Origin of the sequence: Shewanella sp. GD04112 (assembly GCF_029835735.1) — a bacterium.
Lineage (GTDB): Bacteria > Pseudomonadota > Gammaproteobacteria > Enterobacterales > Shewanellaceae > Shewanella.
On the sequence record NZ_JAOEAL010000001.1, the window covers coordinates 790,151 to 808,741 of the forward strand.

19 protein-coding genes are annotated in these 18,591 nt (G+C 47.5%); 15 read left to right on the top strand and 4 right to left on the bottom strand.

Features of this window, described 5'->3' with window-relative positions:
• Positions 1 to 91: 91 nt before the first annotated feature.
• The 7 genes from mlaF to murA are packed head-to-tail and all read left to right on the top strand — an operon-like array spanning position 92 to position 4,715.
• Entirely contained in the window at positions 92 to 910 is an 819-nt protein-coding gene (gene mlaF, locus N7386_RS03485; protein ID WP_011715850.1) for a phospholipid ABC transporter ATP-binding protein MlaF, read from the top strand.
• Entirely contained in the window at positions 907 to 1,692 is a 786-nt protein-coding gene (mlaE, locus tag N7386_RS03490; RefSeq protein WP_011715851.1) for a lipid asymmetry maintenance ABC transporter permease subunit MlaE, read from the top strand. The genes mlaF and mlaE overlap by 4 nt, the downstream gene beginning before the upstream one ends.
• A 54-nt stretch (positions 1,693 to 1,746) precedes the next feature.
• Positions 1,747 to 2,220 (top strand): outer membrane lipid asymmetry maintenance protein MlaD, encoded by a 474-nt coding sequence (mlaD, locus tag N7386_RS03495; protein ID WP_011715852.1) that lies wholly within the window; start codon positions 1,747 to 1,749, stop codon positions 2,218 to 2,220.
• Positions 2,221 to 2,231: 11 nt separating this feature from the next.
• Positions 2,232 to 2,885 carry an ABC transporter substrate-binding protein gene (locus N7386_RS03500; protein ID WP_279767066.1) on the top strand — a complete coding sequence of 218 codons (654 nt, stop codon included), beginning with the start codon at positions 2,232 to 2,234 and terminating at the stop codon, positions 2,883 to 2,885.
• 5 nt (positions 2,886 to 2,890) lie between these two features.
• Positions 2,891 to 3,175 carry an STAS domain-containing protein gene (locus N7386_RS03505; protein ID WP_279767067.1) on the top strand — a complete coding sequence of 95 codons (285 nt, stop codon included), beginning with the start codon at positions 2,891 to 2,893 and terminating at the stop codon, positions 3,173 to 3,175.
• A 16-nt stretch (positions 3,176 to 3,191) separates the two neighbouring features.
• On the top strand, positions 3,192 to 3,443 hold the full coding sequence (locus tag N7386_RS03510; RefSeq protein WP_011621481.1) for a BolA family protein: 252 nt from the start codon (positions 3,192 to 3,194) through the stop codon (positions 3,441 to 3,443).
• A 12-nt stretch (positions 3,444 to 3,455) separates the two neighbouring features.
• Positions 3,456 to 4,715: a UDP-N-acetylglucosamine 1-carboxyvinyltransferase gene (murA, locus tag N7386_RS03515; RefSeq protein ID WP_279767068.1), complete on the top strand. Its 1,260-nt coding sequence runs from the start codon at positions 3,456 to 3,458 to the stop codon at positions 4,713 to 4,715.
• Between the two features lie 461 nt (positions 4,716 to 5,176).
• Here the strand turns inward: murA and N7386_RS03520 are convergent, their stop codons facing one another.
• The 4 genes from N7386_RS03520 to degQ all read right to left on the bottom strand — a co-directional run bounded on the left by N7386_RS03520 (position 5,177) and on the right by degQ (position 10,201).
• Positions 5,177 to 5,953 (bottom strand): hypothetical protein, encoded by a 777-nt coding sequence (locus N7386_RS03520; protein WP_279767069.1) that lies wholly within the window; start codon positions 5,951 to 5,953, stop codon positions 5,177 to 5,179.
• Between the two features lie 301 nt (positions 5,954 to 6,254).
• Positions 6,255 to 6,887 (bottom strand): competence protein CoiA family protein, encoded by a 633-nt coding sequence (locus N7386_RS03525; RefSeq protein WP_279767070.1) that lies wholly within the window; start codon positions 6,885 to 6,887, stop codon positions 6,255 to 6,257.
• Between the two features lie 753 nt (positions 6,888 to 7,640).
• Positions 7,641 to 8,723 (bottom strand): outer membrane-stress sensor serine endopeptidase DegS, encoded by a 1,083-nt coding sequence (gene degS, locus N7386_RS03530; protein ID WP_011625166.1) that lies wholly within the window; start codon positions 8,721 to 8,723, stop codon positions 7,641 to 7,643.
• Between the two features lie 125 nt (positions 8,724 to 8,848).
• A complete protein-coding gene (gene degQ / locus N7386_RS03535; RefSeq protein WP_279767072.1) occupies positions 8,849 to 10,201 on the bottom strand; it encodes a Do family serine endopeptidase DegQ in 1,353 nt (450 codons plus the stop codon).
• A gap of 458 nt (positions 10,202 to 10,659) precedes the next feature.
• On the opposite strand from degQ, the gene zapE reads away from it, so the two are divergent.
• The 8 genes from zapE (at position 10,660) to rlmB (ending at position 18,543) form a co-directional block, all read left to right on the top strand.
• Positions 10,660 to 11,772: a cell division protein ZapE gene (gene zapE, locus N7386_RS03540; RefSeq protein ID WP_279767073.1), complete on the top strand. Its 1,113-nt coding sequence runs from the start codon at positions 10,660 to 10,662 to the stop codon at positions 11,770 to 11,772.
• Positions 11,773 to 12,068: 296 nt separating this feature from the next.
• Positions 12,069 to 12,497: a 50S ribosomal protein L13 gene (gene rplM / locus N7386_RS03545; RefSeq protein WP_011073682.1), complete on the top strand. Its 429-nt coding sequence runs from the start codon at positions 12,069 to 12,071 to the stop codon at positions 12,495 to 12,497.
• 14 nt (positions 12,498 to 12,511) lie between these two features.
• Positions 12,512 to 12,904, top strand: a complete 393-nt coding sequence (gene rpsI, locus N7386_RS03550; protein WP_006083052.1) for a 30S ribosomal protein S9 — start codon at positions 12,512 to 12,514, stop codon at positions 12,902 to 12,904.
• Between the two features lie 113 nt (positions 12,905 to 13,017).
• Positions 13,018 to 13,206 carry a DUF2065 domain-containing protein gene (locus N7386_RS03555; protein ID WP_279767074.1) on the top strand — a complete coding sequence of 63 codons (189 nt, stop codon included), beginning with the start codon at positions 13,018 to 13,020 and terminating at the stop codon, positions 13,204 to 13,206.
• 66 nt (positions 13,207 to 13,272) lie between these two features.
• Positions 13,273 to 14,568 carry an adenylosuccinate synthase gene (locus N7386_RS03560; RefSeq protein WP_086901986.1) on the top strand — a complete coding sequence of 432 codons (1,296 nt, stop codon included), beginning with the start codon at positions 13,273 to 13,275 and terminating at the stop codon, positions 14,566 to 14,568.
• A 108-nt stretch (positions 14,569 to 14,676) separates the two neighbouring features.
• The gene (gene motX, locus N7386_RS03565) at positions 14,677 to 15,333 is read left to right on the top strand and encodes a flagellar protein MotX (protein ID WP_279767075.1); all 657 of its coding nucleotides are present in this window, start codon (positions 14,677 to 14,679) and stop codon (positions 15,331 to 15,333) included.
• Between the two features lie 39 nt (positions 15,334 to 15,372).
• Positions 15,373 to 17,802 (top strand): ribonuclease R, encoded by a 2,430-nt coding sequence (gene rnr, locus N7386_RS03570; RefSeq protein ID WP_279767076.1) that lies wholly within the window; start codon positions 15,373 to 15,375, stop codon positions 17,800 to 17,802.
• Positions 17,803 to 18,543 (top strand): 23S rRNA (guanosine(2251)-2'-O)-methyltransferase RlmB, encoded by a 741-nt coding sequence (gene rlmB, locus N7386_RS03575; RefSeq protein ID WP_279767077.1) that lies wholly within the window; start codon positions 17,803 to 17,805, stop codon positions 18,541 to 18,543. It begins immediately after the preceding gene.
• Positions 18,544 to 18,591 lie beyond the last annotated feature (48 nt).

The following is an 18,591-nucleotide window of genomic DNA, read 5'->3' on the forward strand; positions in this document are numbered from 1 at the left end:
AGGTTAAAGCGCAATTACGTACAATTTGCGGCTCTTCGATTGGTCTGGGCAGGAAGCGTAGGCCACCTCTTTTCAAATATCGGAATCAAGCATGACTCAAGAACAAACGCCGTTGGTTGAGATCCGTCATTTGGGCTTCAGCCGTGGCCAGCGTGTCATATATGAAGATATTAGCCTGTCTATCCCTCGGGGCAAAGTCACCGCCATTATGGGCCCCAGTGGGATAGGTAAAACCACTTTGCTTAAGCTTATCGGTGGCCAATTAACGCCCGATAGCGGCCAAGTGTTGTTCGATGGTCAGGATGTGCATGCCGCGAGTCGTAGTCAATTATTCGAACTGCGTAAGCGCATGAGCATGTTGTTTCAAAGTGGTGCCTTATTCACCGATATCAATGTCTTCGATAACGTCGCCTTTGCGCTGCGTGAGCATTCGGGTTTACCCGAAGAGATTATTCGCTCAATCGTATTGATGAAGCTTGAAGCCGTTGGCCTGCGTGGCGCCGCGCAGATGATGCCAAGTGAGTTATCCGGTGGGATGCAGCGCCGTGCCGCTCTTGCTCGGGCGATCGCCCTTGAGCCTGAAATGGTGATGTACGATGAGCCTTTTGCCGGTCAAGACCCGATTTCCATGGGCGTGCTGGTGAAGCTTATCCGCGAACTCTCCGATGCGTTGAATCTGACCTCGATTGTGGTGTCCCACGATGTGGATGAAGTGCTCGGAATTGCAGATTATGTGTATGTGGTGGCCGATAAAAGAGTGATCGCCCATGGCACGCCTGAAGAGTTAAAGCATGCGGATAATCCGCAGCTCAAACAGTTTATTCAAGGCGCGCCCGACGGCCCTGTGCCTTTCCACTATCCGGCGAAGGATTATCAGCAAGAATTAATGGCTAAAGGAGCTGGCAAGTGAAGTTATTCGACAGTATTGCCGACCTCGGCCGCAGCGCTATCGATTTAGTGCTCGGTTTTGGCCGTGCGGGCCTGATGCTCTGGGGCGCGATTTTTCGCTGGCCTCGGGTGCGTAAAGGTTTTCCATTATTAGTGCGCCAAATCTATGTGGTCGGCGTACAATCTATGGTCATTATTGTGGTCTCGGGCCTGTTTATCGGCATGGTGTTGGCGCTGCAGGGCTACAACATCTTAGTCGGTTTCGGTACTGAGGAGAGCTTAGGCCCCATGGTGGCCTTAAGCTTACTGCGTGAACTCGGTCCTGTGGTCACAGCGCTATTATTTGCGGGCCGCGCTGGTTCGGCGCTGACCGCCGAAATCGGTCTGATGAAGAGTACTGAGCAGTTATCCAGCTTAGAGATGATGGCTATTGACCCGCTCAGGCAAATCATTGCGCCACGTTTTTGGGCGGGGGTGATCAGCATGCCGCTGTTGGCGCTGATGTTTACTGCGGTAGGCATTTATGGCGGCCATTTAGTGGGTGTGGAATGGAAAGGTATCGATGGCGGGGCTTTCTGGTCGATTCTGCAAGCCTCGGTCGAATGGCGACAAGATATAGTGAACTGCCTGATTAAGAGCGGCGTGTTTGCCGTGGTGGTGACTTGGATAGCCTTATATCGCGGCTATCAAGTGGTGCCGAATCCGGAAGGGATCAGCCGTGCAACCACCTCAACCGTGGTGCAATCGAGCCTCGCCGTACTGGCATTGGACTTTTTACTAACAGCCCTGATGTTTGGCCGCTAACGGATTGCAGCGCCAAGGATACAGATAGACGGATTAACAGAGTGGTAACTGAGCATGTTGACACGAAAAATTGAATTATTAGTGGGTATGTTTCTCTTAACGGGCTTAGCGGCTTTTTTGGTGTTGGTGTTTAAAGTCGCCAATATCGAAGTGCAGACCAGCGACAGCAGCTATACCCTCACCGCCAATTTCACCAATATCGGTGGCTTAAAGGTACGCTCTCCGGTCAAGGTCGGCGGCGTAGTGGTTGGCCGTGTGAGTAAGATAGATTTAGACCCTGTCAAACTGGTGGCTGTGGTGACGATTGTGATGGACAAGCGTTTCGATAAATTCCCTGAAACCAGTAGCTTAGCTATTTTAACTTCAGGTTTACTCGGTGAGCAGTTCCTCGGATTAACACCGGGCTTTGTCGATGATGATGTGAGTATGCTTAAGGATGGCGACAAGATTGACGATACTCGCTCCGCATTAGTGTTAGAAGATCTGATTGGTCAGTTCTTATATAGTATGGGTTCAAAGGATAAATAGGGGTTACCGCTATGTTTAAACGCTTATCGCGCTTTTTACTGCCGTTAGTATGGATATTTACCGCAACGACCGCACTGGCGGATGATGCACCGATTAACACTATGGATCCGTTCGCCATGGTGAAATCCGTTGCCAACAAAACCTTCGACCGCTTTCATCAAGATAAAGCCTTGATCGACGCCGATGCGGATCATTTAAAAGTGATCGTGCGCGAAGAGTTGATGCCTTATATCGACTATAAATACGCCTCTTACAAAGTGTTAGGCCAGTATTTAAAAGAGTCGACCGAAGATCAGCGCAATCGCTTCGTCGATGCCTTCGAAGGCTACCTAGTCTCAACCTATGCCCAAGCGTTTACCGAATACACTAACCAAAAAGTGGAGTTTTCTCCCGGTAGTGATTTCAGTAATGAGAAGATTGTCGATGTCAACGTGCAGATTATCGAAGCGGGTCGTCCGCCGATTAAGCTGTTGTTTAAAGTGCGTCGCCTTAAGGATGACTCTTGGAAGGCGTTTGACTTAGTTGCCGAAGGCGTGAGTTTGCTGTCCTCTAAGCAATCTGAAATCTCGAATCTTATCCGCCAACAGGGAATTGATGCCGTGATCAAGATGCTGGAAGAGCGCACCAAAGACAAAGTGACTAAACAGTCTAAAGCAGGGAAGTAAGCGCCGTGGTTGAATTTGTGCAACAGGGTAAAATTTGCCACCTCAAAGGGCGTTTATCACAGGAGCAAGTGGTCGCACTTTGGCCGCAAAGGCAAAGCCTGTTAAGCCAAGAAACCCAAATGTTGTCGCTCACTGAGCTGGAGTACAGCGACAGTGCTGGCGTGGCATTTTTGCTGGCGTTAGTGCGTCAGCATGGCACGCCATTGCAGCTGTGCTCAGCATCGGATCAGCTAAAAAAATTAATCGATTTATATGATTTACAGTCCTTCTTCACCGAAGAAGCGAATTGAAAAGGTAACGAATTTCATGGAATGCAGCTTAATAGAACAGATTTTACGTGACGCGTTAGCACTCGATGAAGTGCACGCCAGCTCCGATGGCAGCCATTACAAAGTGATCGCCGTCGGTGAATGTTTTGACGGCATGAGCCGTGTAAAACAGCAACAAGCCATTTATGCACCCCTGATGAGCTATATCGCCAGCGGTGAGTTACATGCATTAACGATTAAAACTTTCACGCCGACTCAATGGAAACGCGAGAAAATTTTCAACAGCTAGTAGTGAGGAAAAGTGGATAAATTAGCGATTCAAGCAAGCCCTCCGCTTGCTGGTGATGTGATTATTTCCGGCGCTAAAAACGCTGCGCTGCCGATTCTAATGGCAGGCGTGTTAGCCGAGACTGATTTTATTGTGTCGAATGTCCCCAATTTGCGCGATGTGAGCACCAGCTGTAAATTGCTGCGCTGCTTGGGTGCCGATGTGGATGAATTAGGCAATGGTCAAATCCGTATTTCGACCCAAAACCTTAACGAGTTCTGCGCACCTTATGATCTCGTTAAGACCATGCGTGCCTCGATTCTGATCCTTGGCCCGTTATTAGCGCGTTATGGTACCGCAGACGTGTCATTACCCGGTGGCTGCGCCATTGGTGCCCGTCCGGTGAACTTACACTTGCATGGCCTCGAAATGATGGGTGCCAAGATTGAAGTGAAAGAAGGTTATATCAAGGCCCGTGTCGATGGTCGCTTAAAGGGCGCCCATATTTTTATGGACATGGTGAGCGTAGGCGCGACCGAAAACCTATTGATGGCCGCGGCACTTGCCGATGGCGAAACCGTGATTGAAAACGCGGCCCGCGAACCAGAAGTGATCGACTTGGCGAATTGTTTGATTGCCATGGGCGCGAAGATCACCGGTGTCGGCAGTGCCACACTGCGTATTCAAGGCGTTGAGCGTCTACAGGGCTGTGAGTACCGCGTGATGCCAGATCGTATCGAAACCGGTTCCTTCCTTGTTGCCGCAGCTGTGACCCGCGGTCGTATCCGTTGCTTAAAGGCCGATCCTGCTTCGTTAGAGTCTGTTATCGCGAAACTTGAAGATGCGGGCGCCAAGATCACCACAGGTGAAGATTGGATTGAGCTCGATATGGAAGGCAAACGTCCGAAAGCGGTAAATATCAAGACAGCGCCATATCCAGGCTTTCCAACCGATATGCAGGCGCAGTTCTGCGTGCTCAACGTATTAGCACAGGGCACGGCGACCATTACCGAAACCATCTTCGAAAACCGCTTTATGCACGTGCCAGAACTTATCCGTATGGGCGCGAACATGGAGCTTGAAGGCAATACCTGCATCATCCAAGGCATTGAGTATTTGAGCGGTGCGCAGGTGATGGCTACCGATTTACGTGCTTCAGCAAGTTTAGTGATCGCAGGCTTAGTTGCCGATGGTAAAACCATCGTCGATCGCATCTATCACTTAGATCGCGGTTATGAGCATATCGAGCAGAAGTTCCAAGGATTGGGCGCGCATGTAGAGCGTGTGCAATAACATTTGCTTAGGATTCGCTCCCAATAAAAAACCAGCCAAGTGCTGGTTTTTTATTGAGCGCAATTTGTTTAGGTAAAAGGGAATTGGACAGAAGAGTGTTAAATATTGAAAGACTTATATCATTGCTTGGTTATTGAATGAAGACCTTATTAACGGCGAACCATGGTATTTGCTCAACGACACGCAGCAAGTCCTTCCTTGGATGCTCGACCGCCCCGTCCATGGGGCGGACGGTCGTCTCGCTAATCACCATGACTCACCCTTTTAGCATCGGTGTAGCTTGCAGGTTTTAAAGAAAGACACAGCATGCTTTGGGACATAAACGTGCCAGAACTGATTGGAATGACACGAGTTTGGATCAAAGCGCGTTAACCCGAAGCCAGCGCAAAAATACTCGGGGTTTTAACACGTGAATCAGACAATCCTAGAGTGATTCATTGGATCGAGTTTTGCTTAAGCAACTAGTTGAATTGCGCTTCCCATTCTTTAGATTTACAACCAAGACAAACTTTATTTTTTAAATACTTAACTACAACATCATTCACTATAGATACTGCTTGTTCATAGTTTACTGTGTTTTTTGGTATTTCCCAGCCCATAACACCATGCCGAGCTTCTACGCCTAAAATACCAAAATTATTTGCTGTGCCTGTAAAAGCTTTTATTTGACTTTCATCTAAATTTAAATCTTTTATTATTTTTTTAACGCCACCGCTATAGTGGGAAACGGTATCCCAAATACAATATAGATTCCTCCAATCTAAGCCTACTGATATTTGCCTTAAAATATTAAAGACATCTTCATTATCTATACACAACTCAATATATCCTGTAGTAGCAGAACTAAATGGGTTTAGTAATCTTGAAACAATTGGCTCTCCAATAAAAGGATTAGATGGTAATATTTCCTCTTTGAATCTAGCAGACGTCCAATCAGAATCTGATGGGTATTCTTCATTCGAGAAGTATAGTTCATCCAGCTTTATGCTACCTCTGCGGATATAATCATTAAAGCCCCAGTGAATAGCAGATGCTCCATTTACCAGTTGGATTAAGCCACATACAGATGAGTATACTTGTTGAGCATCATCAACACCTTTGAAATGGTTGGAGCGTAGAAAAAATTGTTCAGCCTGATGATCATCAGAGTCTTGAAAAATACTAAAGTGTGGAGATTTCATTTTGTCTAAGCTAGACAGAATAATGCTATTTCCATTTAGAGTTGCTAACCAGTGCAATTTGATTCCTCATGTCAAAAATATAGCCATCCTTTTTAGAACAACATAATGCACTTTCCGTTTATCTACAACTTGCAAGTATTAACATTGTTTAAAAAAGAACTATCAACAGCCGCAGGGAAAGCATCTGAGGCAATAATTTTTGCTAATTCCATTAAAAAGGTGTTTTTATGACTAGGTAAGTCATCCCAGAACTTGAAAAGTGCTAGGCAATGATTATTTTTAGCATAGCAGGAAGTTAACTACCGCACCATTAAGGGTGGATGCCAGTACTTCCTGATTGTCCTTGTTTAACAGCTTGCTAGGTAGATTTTCCACCAAACCAATTTATAAATGTTTCTTTAGGAATGGCTTTAACTAAACCCTTTTTGCTCTTTATATCGAATTGGAGTAATTGCCATACTATGTCGCTTCCAAAGTCAATATACACAGGTTTAGTTGATTTAGACCATTTAGCAAAAATCTTACTTCTTCCATACCATTTAAACTGACGTAAATAAGGATCTTCGGTGTGTGGAGAGCCTATGCTGAGACCAAAATTTATTTCGTCAAATTCATTTTTACAACCATCAATTATCCAAATCATATTATTATAAAACGCTTCTCTCAAGCGAGCTTCATCTTCTTTTATAGGGTAACTTTGGATTTCTATTACGGTTTGATTAATATAAATATCAGCAATATGCTTTTCATTGGTGATTACGTTTTTAAAAATAATTTCCTGTGACTCTACAGGGAAATAGTTTTTCCATTTTCTATGCCATTCACCTTCATTTTCCCACCAAGGGTCACAATATTCTTTCGATTTATGCGCCCAATGGTGAACTTTAAAATTACCACACTTTGCAATTGTGTCACTTCCACAACATAAGCAAGTTCCAGTTCCACCTTTAAAGGGTTCTGCTCTAAATCCATTTACAAGTGAATATTTCATGGGACTTCCTTAATGCACCTAACTTATTAGTATTTATGCGCTGCGCTGTTTGCGGGGGATAAATCACTTGTTGGATTTGGCCGCTGCCACATTCATGTCAATTGGTATAAATGATGCTATAGGAATTTGCTTTTTTGCGGTAGCGGTTTTTATACGGTTCGATGGGTAATCACTTGATATTGTTTTAGCTTTCTCGTTCTTTTACGCTTATTTTTGCTGATGACTCGCTATCTAACGACTCAAAACTCCAAGGAATACACCTCCCCTCGGAGTTGCCGCGGGGCGAATAGACAAATTGCGTGAGTCTCGCCACGGATGGCGAGCTAGCTTTCGCAGGTGCAGGGACGCATCCTTCGGAAGCGATAGCAAATTTGTCAATGAGCACAAGGGGTTTTCAACTCCGTTAGGGGCGTCTTGGAGCATCCAAGGAGGATAGGACGAGCAGTCCTCCTTGGTCGGGTGTGGGGTGAAGCCCCACGACTTTGATTTTGATTAAAGCATTGAAGCTACAAAAAAGAAGGGATGCATAACTTCTAAGTCGAACCATCAACTTGTCTATAGGCAGAGCTTTACTTGTCCAATTCCCCTTTTGAACTGCAAAACACAATTTGGGGCAAAAGTAAGTGAAAAATCGCAGTGCGAGATAAATAGCTCTGCCATTTGAGGGATAAGGTAATAGGTGATTTTAGGATGGCTCAGAATGAGGTTTTATACATGCCTCATTCTGAGATTTATCAAGGTAGCTTACTGAGCTTAATTATCGACGACGACTTTCTCATCGATAATCACGGGCAGTACTTGCTCTTTGCCTTGGCGAATAACCGTCATCATGATTTTCTTGCCGGGCGTAGTTTCGGCAATTCTATCCATCAGCATTTCGACCCCAGGCACATCTTCACCATCGTATTTGATGATCACATCCCTTGGTTGTAGCTGCGCCCGTGCCGCAGGGCCATTAGGATCGACGCCTGTGACTAATACCCCACGTAAATCGGGTAGGTTGAGGATTTGCGCCACAACAGGGTTAATCGGCTCGCCAGAGATCCCTAAGGCACCACGGATCACTCGACCATTTTTAATCAGTTTACCCATAATGCTGTGGGCCAATTTAATCGGGATCGCGAAGTTAATCCCGTGGCCACCACCTTCGCCGCCCACTTGGAAGGCGGCGGTGTTGATACCAATCAGGCTACCGTTAGTGTCGATTAAGGCGCCGCCTGAGTTACCGGCGTTAATTGCGGCATCTGTCTGTAAAAAGTCTAAATAACCAGAACTTAAGCCGTTACGACCCGTGGCGCTGATAATGCCTTGGGTAATGGTTTGGCCGAGGTTATAAGGGTTACCAATCGCTAATACCACATCCCCAACCTGCGGCGGGCTGTCGAGATTGACTGGCACTGTTGGAAGATTATCGCCTTCGATCTTAAGCACAGAAAGATCGGTTTCGGGATCAAACCCTACGACTTCCGAGGTGAATTTGCGGCCATCCTGCAGGGCCACCACAATTTCGTCGGCTTTTTTAATCACATGATAATTCGTGAGAATATAGCCTTCTTTACTCATGATCACCCCTGAGCCTAGGCCTTGGAGGGAGCCTGAGTTTAGCGGACGGCTCTGATCGATACTTAAGCTATAAATATTGACTACGGCAGGGGCGGCGCGGCGTACGGCTTTAGCAAAGGAGAGTTCGACTGTATTGTTACCACGGTTTTGCAGTAACGAGCTGCCGAGATTTTTATTGTCGAAGTAGTGTGTAACTAACAAAAACATGGCCGCCATGATAAGGCCGAAGAGCACGGCTTTACCGAGATATAACAGGGTTTCTTTTATTGTCATGGCAGGCTAAGTATTGAAAAAGGTGAGTTAGATTAACATGTTTAACAAGTTAAAGCATAGGGAACCCGCGTTCCCTATGCTGATCCGCATCTGATTATGGGATAAAGATCAGAGCGGTGTACCGATTAACGCAGCACTAAGTACAGCAAGCTCTTACCACGGAGGATCTTCAGGGCGACAGCGCCTTCTTGATCTTTGAGCTGCTCCTTGAGTGATTTCAGATCTTTCACCGCCGAACGGTTAATGCCGACAATCACATCGCCTTTTTGTAAGCCGCTCATTGCCGCAGGTGAGCCCTGAGCTACCTCAGTAATTTCCACCCCTTTCGAAGCGTTTTCTAGCGAGGCACCCTGTAGCATGGGGTGCACAGCGCCCGCAGCTTTTTCAGTGGTTTGGCTTGCTTCACCTAAGGTGACATTCACGGTTTTCTTATCGCCATCGCGGATAAGTCCCAGTTCAACCTTGGCACCCGCGCCCATAGTCGCGACTTTCGCCCGCAGCTCTTGGAACGATTTAATCGCACGACCATCGACGCTGACGATAATATCGCCTGCCTTGATGCCGGCTTTTTCAGCGGCGCTGCCCGCGGTGACTTCATTCACAAAACCACCGTGCTGGGTATCTAAGCCAAAGCCTTGGGCGAGTTGGCTATCTAGGTCGCGGCCCGAAATCCCCAGTACGCCACGGCGAACTTCACCGTGCTCGGCAATTTGTGCCACGAGGTTTTTCACCATATTGGCGGGGATCGCAAAACCGATACCCACGTTACCACCGCCAGGGGCTACGATCGCGGTGTTAATACCGATCAGCTCACCTTTAAGGTTGACCAGCGCGCCACCCGAGTTACCGCTGTTAATCGCCGCATCGGTTTGGATAAAGTTTTCAAGCATTTCAATGCCTAAGCCGCTGCGGCCTAGGGCGCTGACGATCCCAGAGGTGACGGTTTGGCCTAAACCAAAGGGGTTACCGATGGCGACGGCAAAGTCACCCACGCGCAGTTCATCAGAATCTGAGGTTTTGATTGCGACTAGATTTTTCGCTTCGATTTGCAGCAAGGCAATGTCGGACTCTGAATCGGTACCAATCAGCTTGGCTTTAACTTCACGGCCATCGTGCAGGCCGACTTGGATATCATCGGCACCATCGATCACATGGTTGTTGGTGACGATATAGCCTTTATCTGCGTCGATAATCACGCCTGAGCCTAAACCTCTAAAAGGACGCTCTTGCACTTGTTCTTGTGGTGCATTGGGGCCGAAGAAATAACGGAACACATCGGGGACACGTTGTTTAGACACGTGTGTGCCTGAAACCGCGACTGAAACCACGGCGGGGGTCGTGCGCTCTAACATAGGCGCAAGACTTGGAATGGATTGACCCTCAACAGATTGCGGAATAGCGGCCTGTGAGACAGCGGGAATCATTGTCAGAGTTGCGGCTAACATTGCGGCTGAAAGTACAGATAGTTTCGTTTTCATCTATTCATAACTCCAAATAAGGGATCAAGGATCTGGATGTAATGCGTCGTGAGTTGTGTCCGCACCAGATCGAATCTGTATCGTTACCGGCTATTTGCCTAGGTAACCATTCGGACACGCACCTCATTGAAAAAGTTCATCAATATTAACAAAGGTTAATTTCTTAACGGCTATTTTATCAGCATTTTATTGAGTGTAACTTAAGTTAAACCTGTGGGCTTTTAAGGTCTTTTTCAAGTCTTAAAATGTTTCAATCGTCGCGTGAAATAAGTTAACAGCATAGCGCTTTATAAATAAGTTTTTATCCTTTCACGCTTAATCTTGCTCTATTTGGTGGCCGAGTGCCGAAATATGGAATCCAGCGTCCTTTAGCTTGTTAGGGGATAAATATATGCCGCATCAGAGTGGCCGTGGTAATATCGACGCAGTTTTTCCAAAGGATAAAAGAGAATTATAACGTGCCCCAGTTAAGCCCTTGGCAGCATTACCAAAAAGATCTTACTCGTGATGGTTTTTCCCATGATCCCGCGCAGGAAATGGCCGTAAAGGCGCTACAACGCGTCTACGAAGATTTAACCGCTGCCGAAGCACCAAGCTCACTCTTAGGTAAGTTATTGACCTCCTTTGGCCTTAAGTCTGCGCCTGTAGCGCCTAAGGGATTGTATCTCTGGGGCGGTGTCGGTCGCGGCAAAACCTATTTAATGGACACTTTTTTTGATGCGCTGCCAGGTAATCAAAAACTAAGGGCGCACTTTCATCGCTTTATGCATCAACTGCATTTGGATCTGGATGAGCTCAAAGGCACTCGCGATCCTTTATTAGTGATTGCCAAACAAATGGCGGCTAAATATCGAGTCATTTGTTTTGACGAGTTTTTTGTCTCCGATATCACAGATGCCATGCTACTTGGCACCTTATTCCAAGCCCTCTTTAAAGAAGGCGTGGTCTTAGTCGCTACTTCAAACATCATTCCCGATGATTTGTATAAAAACGGATTGCAACGGGCGCGATTCCTACCCGCGATCGCCTTGATCAATCAGCATTGTGAAGTACTCAATGTGGATTCGGGCATCGACTATCGCCTGCGCACTCTCGAGCAGGCTGAGATTTATCACCATCCACTCGATGAAGAGGCCGATACTAATCTGCTGCGTTATTTCCGCCAGTTAGCCCCCGAGGCCGAAATTTCAACCGATGCGATTGAAATCGAAGGGCGCGCAATCAGCATACGTCAACAGGCGCAAGGCGTGTTGCTCGCAGACTTCAGGGCCTTATGCGATGGGCCCCGAAGTCAGCGCGATTATATGGAGCTGGCGCGGATTTATCATACCGTGTTGGTGAGTGGCATCGAGCAAATGGGCGCGTTTTTAACGGGTGATGATATTGCCAGACGTTTCTTGGCCATGGTGGATGAGTTTTACGAGCGCAACGTTAAGCTGATCGTCTCCGCGCAGGTGCCGCTGGAAGAGATTTACGCCGATGGTTTATTGAGTTTTGAATTTAGACGCTGTCGCTCTCGCTTAATCGAAATGCAATCCCACGATTACTTAAAATCAGAGCATTTACCTTAGGTTAGCGAGTGCCAGCTATTGGAGGTTAGCGCGTTTTTTATGCAAACCTCCTGTGGCTCATCCATCCCAGTGAAAATCAGCCTCACAGATCGATTTTTTATGATTTTTGTCAAAATATCAGGTGATTTTTAGCTCACGTTTGTCTATAATCCGCCACCTGCCCACGTTACTCCACCAAATTAGGTGGAAGTTGTACGCCGAGTTAAGTACTCGAAGGGGTACTGAAAGGCAATTTTGTGTTGTTTACCATTGTAGGCAACATGTGAGACAGAAATTAACTTTGGGTTTTTGTAATAATGAAGACTTTTACTGCTACACCAGAAACTGTAACTCGTGACTGGTTCGTCGTTGATGCTGACGGCAAAACTTTAGGTCGTATCGCTACCGAAATCGCTCTGCGTTTACGCGGTAAGCACAAGCCAGAATACACTCCTCACGTTGACACTGGTGATTACATCATCGTTATCAACGCTGAGAAAGTTACTGTTACTGGTAACAAAGCGCAAGGCAAGACGTACTACTCGCACTCAGGCTTCCCTGGTGGCATCAAGCAAATCAGCTTTGAAAAGCTGCAAGCTCACAAGCCAGAAATGATCATCGAGAAAGCAGTTAAGGGTATGTTACCAAAAGGTCCTCTGGGCCGTGCCATGTTCCGTAAACTGAAAGTTTACGCTGGCGCAGAACATAACCACGCTGCACAACAACCTCAAGTTCTTGATATCTAAACGGGATTAAGCAAATGGCTGCAACTCAGTACTACGGCACTGGCCGTCGCAAAACCTCTACAGCACGCGTATTCGCTAAAGCTGGTAGTGGCAACATCGTTGTAAATCAACGTCCTTTGGACCAATACTTTGGTCGTGAAACTGCTCGTATGGTTGTTCGTCAACCATTAGAACTAGTTGAAATGACTGACAAGCTGGACATCTATGTAACTGTTAAGGGCGGTGGTATCACTGGCCAAGCAGGTGCAATCCGTCACGGTATCACTCGTGCTCTGATGCAATTAGATGAAGCTCTGCGTCCATCATTACGTTCTGCTGGTTTCGTAACCCGTGACGCTCGTAAAGTTGAGCGTAAGAAAGTGGGTCTACGTAAAGCACGTCGTAAGCCACAATTCTCTAAGCGTTAATACGTTTTGGAATCTCAAAAAACCCAGCTTATGCTGGGTTTTTTATTGCCTAAAATTGGCTATGCTCGCGTTAATGAAAGTGTTTTTTGCTGACAGTTCGAAGAGAGGGGAAGATGAGCTTACAGTTATTTATGCTGGCCGTGGCATTGGTACTGATTTTGGAAGGTGTGGGGCCTTTGTTTTTCCCCAATAAATGGCGCCGATATTTAAACGAACTTTCTCATCAGAATCAGCAAGTTTTACGCCGAGTTGGCGGTTCTTTAGTCACCGCTGGGCTGGTCATTTTGATTATTTTTTCATAAATGCCTTACCACTTGCGGTTTAAAATCTGTTAGAATCCATTTTTAACCACAACCTTGCAGCAAACAATGGGCAAAAACGTAGTTGTTCTCGGCACTCAATGGGGTGACGAAGGAAAAGGTAAGATTGTCGACCTTCTAACAGAACAGGCAAAATATGTAGTTCGCTACCAAGGCGGTCACAACGCGGGTCACACTCTAGTGATCAATGGCGATAAAACCGTACTGCATCTGATCCCATCAGGCATCCTACGCGACAATGTGAAATGCATTATCGGTAACGGTGTGGTGCTTGCACCAGACGCCCTGATGAAAGAGATCAAAATGCTCAAAGAGCGCGGCATTCCTGTTGAGGAACGTCTGCTGATCTCTGAAGCATGTCCGCTGATCCTACCATTCCACTGTGCCTTAGACATCGCTCGCGAAAAAGCGCGCGGTAACAAAGCTATTGGTACTACGGGTCGTGGTATTGGTCCTGCGTATGAAGACAAGATTTCCCGTCGCGGTCTGCGTGTTGGCGATCTGTTCAATGCTGAACTATTTGCTGAAAAGCTGAAAGAAGTTATGGCATATCATAACTTTATGCTGACAGAGTACTACAAAGTTGACGCCGTAGATTACGAGCAAACACTGAGCGACGCGTTAGCCTTAGCTGACTACCTGAAGAGCATGTGTGTTGACGTAACTGAACTGTTGGATAACGCGCGTAAAGCGGGTGAGCCAATTCTGTTCGAAGGTGCACAAGGTACGCTGTTAGACATCGACCACGGTACTTATCCATTTGTGACTTCGTCAAACACTACCGCAGGTGGTGTGGCGACAGGCAGCGGCTTTGGTCCACGTCATTTAGACTATGTCTTAGGTATCATGAAGGCATACACCACTCGCGTGGGTGCAGGTCCTTTCCCAACTGAACTCTTATGTGAAGTGGGTGATCATTTAGGGACTAAAGGTCATGAATTTGGTGCGACTACCGGTCGTAAGCGTCGTCCAGGTTGGTTAGATGCAGTGGCAATGCGCCGCGCAGTACAAATCAACAGCGTAAGTGGCTTCTGCTTAACTAAGTTAGACGTACTCGATGGTCTGAAAGAAGTGAAGATCTGTGTGGGTTACCAACATCCAGATGGCACTATCTCTAAGGTTACGCCATTAGCGGCTGAAGGTTATGAGCAGGTCACGCCTGTTTATGAAACTATGCCAGGCTGGAGCGAGTCAACTTTCGGTGCGACCTCTTTAGAGCAGTTACCGCAAGCAGCTATCAACTACATCAAGCGCATTGAAGAGTTGTTAGAAACGCCGATCGACATCATTTCTACCGGTCCAGACCGTAATGAAACGATGATTTTAGTTAGCCCATTTAACTAAAATCGTAGAGGCCGTGTTTCACGGCCTTTTCTTCCTTTGTTGTTCCTTCCTGTTTGTTTTCTGTGGTTAGAAATTCGGCTTGAGCTCAAGAAATAGGTTATACTGCCGATGCAAGTATTCACCCTATTGTCATTGAGAGTCGTTATGCTACGTACTGCATTAGTTGCGCTGCTGCCCTTAGTATCTTCAATGTGCTTTGCTGAAACACAGGCGGTGGATATTTATTCTCAAGATCAATTGCTTGAAATGATCCGCGGCGAAAAATATCTGGCAAGAGTTAAGCAAGATGACTGTCAGTTAGTGCAAGATATCGAAGCGCGCGCCGAAGTCTTAAAGCAGCCCCTGTACCAGTTTCTGTGGGGGGAGATGCTCAACCATGGCACCTGCGTAAAAGCCAATGCAGTCAAAGGGATGGGATTATTGCAAGAGGCGGCCGAACAGGGCAGTCCCGAGGCCATGGTGAAACTTGCCGAATATTATCAAAATGGTAAGTTTGTTATTCGTAATAAAGACCGTGCGGTCACTTATTTATTGCCAGCGGCGGCGAGCGGCAGTTTAGCCGCGCGGATGATGCTGGTTCGTTTATACGGTGAAGGTTATGGTAGTCCAAGGGACTATGAAATGGCCTATAACTGGTTATACAACAATGTATTTACCGATGAGGCGACCAAGAAAAAAGCCTTGTCATTACTGCAGGTGTTAGCCGCTAAAATGCCCGCCAGTGCAGTGGCGCGGGCCCAGCAAGAGCACTTGCGAACCCGTTGAGATGTCTCTACTGATTGAGACAGAAATATTGGATATTGAATGATCAAAGACCCTCATTTCGAGCGTGAACAGGATAAGTACGAAAACCCTATCCCAAGTCGTGAGTATATTATCGAGTACTTACGTTCTCAAAAATCACCTATTACCCGTGACAGCATTGCTGTTGCACTGCAGATCCATGATGAAGAACAGTTAGAAGCCCTGCGTCGCCGTTTACGGGCGATGGAGCGCGACGGTGAACTGGTATTTACCCGCGGTCAAAGCTATGGCTTACCTGAAAAAATGGATCTGATTTCCGGCACTGTCCTTGGGCACAGAGAAGGCTACGGCTTCTTTAAACCTGACGAAGGTGGCGACGATTTATTTATCTCAAATCGCGACATGCTGATGTATTTCCATGGCGATAAAGTGTTGGCACAAAAAGCCGGTATGGACCGTAAAGGACGCCGCGAGGCTCGTATCGTCCGTCTGATCCAACCGCGCAGTGCCGCCATTGTAGGGCGATTCCATGTCGATAGCGGCATGGCATTTGTGATTGCCGATGATAAGCGCATTACCCAAGAAATCTTAATCGCCACGGAAGATCGCAATGGCGCCCGTCAAGGCGATGTGGTCGTGGTCGAATTAACCCGCCGTCCGGGTCGATTCGTGAAAGCGGCTGGTAAAGTCACTGAGGTGCTCGGCAAGCAAATGGCACCGGGAATGGAAATCGAAATTGCCCTGCGTAATTACGATTTACCCCACACTTGGTCGGCGGTGATTGAGAAAAAGCTGCGCCGGATCCCCGATGAAGTGACCGAAGCCGATAAAGTTGGCCGCGTCGATCTGCGTGATCTGCCCTTAGTGACTATCGATGGCGAAGATGCCCGCGACTTTGACGATGCGGTCTATGCCGAAGTCAAACCCAGTGGTGGATGGCGTCTGTGGGTGGCGATTGCGGATGTGAGCTACTACGTGCGTACCGATTCGGCCTTAGATACCGAAGCCCGTGCCCGTGGTAACTCGGTATACTTCCCATCGCAAGTGATCCCAATGCTGCCGGAGAAAATCTCTAACGGCCTGTGCTCGCTCAATCCCCATGTCGACCGCCTGTGTATGGTCGCGGAGATGACGATTTCGGCCCGCGGTAAGCTGTCGGGTTATAAGTTTTATCCCGCAGTGATGCATTCACATGCGCGTTTCACTTACACCCAAGTGGCCGCCATGCTCGAAGGCGGACCGATTGCGCCTGAGCATGAAGCGCTATTCCCGCATCTGCAATGTTTGCAGTCGCTCTATTTAGCGCTCGATGAACAGCGCGCCGAGCGTGGGGCGATTGCCTTTGAGACCCTAGAAACGCAGTTTATTTTTAACGACCAGCGCAAGATCGATAAGATTGTGCCAAGAGCGCGTAATCAAGCTCATAAAATCATTGAAGAATGTATGATTTTGGCCAACGTATCGGCCGCTAAGTTTGTGAAAAAGCACAAGGGTGAAATCCTCTATCGCGTGCATGAATCGCCCTCTGAGCAGAAGCTGGCAAACTTTAAAGAGTTTCTGGCCGAACGTGGTTTAAGCATGGGCGGCGGACTCGAGCCAACCCCTGCGGATTACCAGAATGTGATGCTGCAAATCGCCGATAGGCCCGATGCCGAGCTTATCCAAGTGATGTTGCTGCGCTCAATGCGCCAAGCTATCTACACGCCTGATAACGAAGGCCACTTTGGTTTAGCACTCGAAGAATATGCGCACTTCACCTCGCCAATTCGCCGTTATCCTGACTTAGTGCTGCACCGCGTGATCCGCTATTTATTGGCGAAGGAAAAAGGTGAAGCCAACGAGAAGTGGACATCCGATGGTGGCTACCATTATCAACTCGATGAGTTAGATCTCTTAGGCGAAGAATGTTCGAACACCGAGCGCCGTGCCGATGAAGCGACCCGTGATGTAAGCGACTGGTTGAAATGTGAATTTATGCAGGACCATGTGGGTGACACCTTCGAGGCGGTGATTGCCTCTGTCACTAACTTTGGTTTATTCGTTCGCTTAAATGACTTATTTATCGATGGCTTAGTGCATATTTCTAGCCTTGGCAGCGATTATTATCAGTTCGACCCTATGCGTCAGCGTTTGATTGGTGAGCATACGGGTCAAATCTATCAAGTGGGAGATCCCGTCACGGTAAAAGTGGCTGCGGTAAACTTGGATGATAGACAGATTGACTTAGTCATGCTTGGCGACAGCGGAAAAGGCGGTCGCCGTAAGTCTGCGCCGAGTCGAGAAAAACCGATGACGGCGCGTGAGCGGGTAAACCGTGAAGGCGCTAAAATGGCTAAGGAAGCTAAATCGACAGGCGCGAAATCGAAAGCCGGTTCAGATAAAGCTGGGGCGAGTAAGTCCAAGTCTAAAGCAGGCGCTAAGCCTAAGAAAAGCGTAAAAAATTCGGCGAAAAAGCCAAAGGCCGCGAAGCGGAGCACGAGAAAGAAGTAAATGAAGAAACAAGATATTATTTTTGGGATCCACGCGGTTGAAGCGCTGTTAAAACACAGCCCTGAGCGCATTATTGAACTTTGGCTGCTGCAGGGCCGTGAAGATGAGCGTTTAACGCCGCTGATCCGCCAGGCTAAAGCCTTTGGCACTAGCATCCAAGTGACCTCACGCAAAGTGTTGGACGATAAAGCCGAGAGTGCACAGCACCAAGGCATTGTTGCCCGTGTTAAAGCGGCAAAAATCCTTGGTGAGCATGACTTAGATGAGTTGTTAGCTAAGACCGACTTACCGTTTTTATTGATTTTAGATGGTGTTACCGATCCGCATAACCTAGGTGCTTGCTTACGTAACGCCGATGCCGCGGGTGTGCAGGGCATTATTGTGCCGAAGGACAACTCTGTAGGCTTAACGGCTGTGGTGAGCAAAGTGGCCTGCGGCGCCGCCGAAACTGTGCCCTTATTCCAAGTGACTAACCTAGCGCGTACCATGCGTCATCTGCAGGAAAAGGGCGTGTGGATTGTTGGCACGGCGGGCGAGGCGGATTACGAGCTATATCAAGCCGATCTTAAAGGGCCGCTGGCAATTGCGATGGGCGCCGAAGGCAAAGGCTTACGCCGCCTAAGTCGTGAATGTTGCGATACCTTGGTGTCGATTCCGATGGCGGGGAGCGTTTCTAGCTTAAACGTGTCGGTCGCAACGGGCATCTGCCTCTTCGAAGCCGTGCGTCAACGCCGTAGCTAATCGATAGCTTTCAATAAAAAAAGACGGGCTAGCCCGTCTTTTTTTATT

Excerpts from the sequence above, each read along its gene's own strand:
- rpsI (WP_006083052.1), top strand. The coding sequence starts at position 12,512 with ATGGCTGCAACTCAGTACTACGGCACTGGCCGTCGCAAAACCTCTACA.
- rlmB (WP_279767077.1), top strand. The coding sequence starts at position 17,803 with ATGAAGAAACAAGATATTATTTTTGGGATCCACGCGGTTGAAGCGCTG.
- rnr (WP_279767076.1), top strand. The coding sequence starts at position 15,373 with ATGATCAAAGACCCTCATTTCGAGCGTGAACAGGATAAGTACGAAAAC.
- degS (WP_011625166.1), bottom strand. The coding sequence starts at position 8,723 with ATGACAATAAAAGAAACCCTGTTATATCTCGGTAAAGCCGTGCTCTTC.
- N7386_RS03555 (WP_279767074.1), top strand. The coding sequence starts at position 13,018 with ATGAGCTTACAGTTATTTATGCTGGCCGTGGCATTGGTACTGATTTTG.
- mlaD (WP_011715852.1), top strand. The coding sequence starts at position 1,747 with ATGTTGACACGAAAAATTGAATTATTAGTGGGTATGTTTCTCTTAACG.
- rplM (WP_011073682.1), top strand. The coding sequence starts at position 12,069 with ATGAAGACTTTTACTGCTACACCAGAAACTGTAACTCGTGACTGGTTC.
- mlaF (WP_011715850.1), top strand. The coding sequence starts at position 92 with ATGACTCAAGAACAAACGCCGTTGGTTGAGATCCGTCATTTGGGCTTC.
- N7386_RS03525 (WP_279767070.1), bottom strand. The coding sequence starts at position 6,887 with ATGAAATATTCACTTGTAAATGGATTTAGAGCAGAACCCTTTAAAGGT.
- N7386_RS03510 (WP_011621481.1), top strand. The coding sequence starts at position 3,192 with ATGGAATGCAGCTTAATAGAACAGATTTTACGTGACGCGTTAGCACTC.
- N7386_RS03500 (WP_279767066.1), top strand. The coding sequence starts at position 2,232 with ATGTTTAAACGCTTATCGCGCTTTTTACTGCCGTTAGTATGGATATTT.
- N7386_RS03560 (WP_086901986.1), top strand. The coding sequence starts at position 13,273 with ATGGGCAAAAACGTAGTTGTTCTCGGCACTCAATGGGGTGACGAAGGA.
- degQ (WP_279767072.1), bottom strand. The coding sequence starts at position 10,201 with ATGAAAACGAAACTATCTGTACTTTCAGCCGCAATGTTAGCCGCAACT.
- motX (WP_279767075.1), top strand. The coding sequence starts at position 14,677 with ATGCAAGTATTCACCCTATTGTCATTGAGAGTCGTTATGCTACGTACT.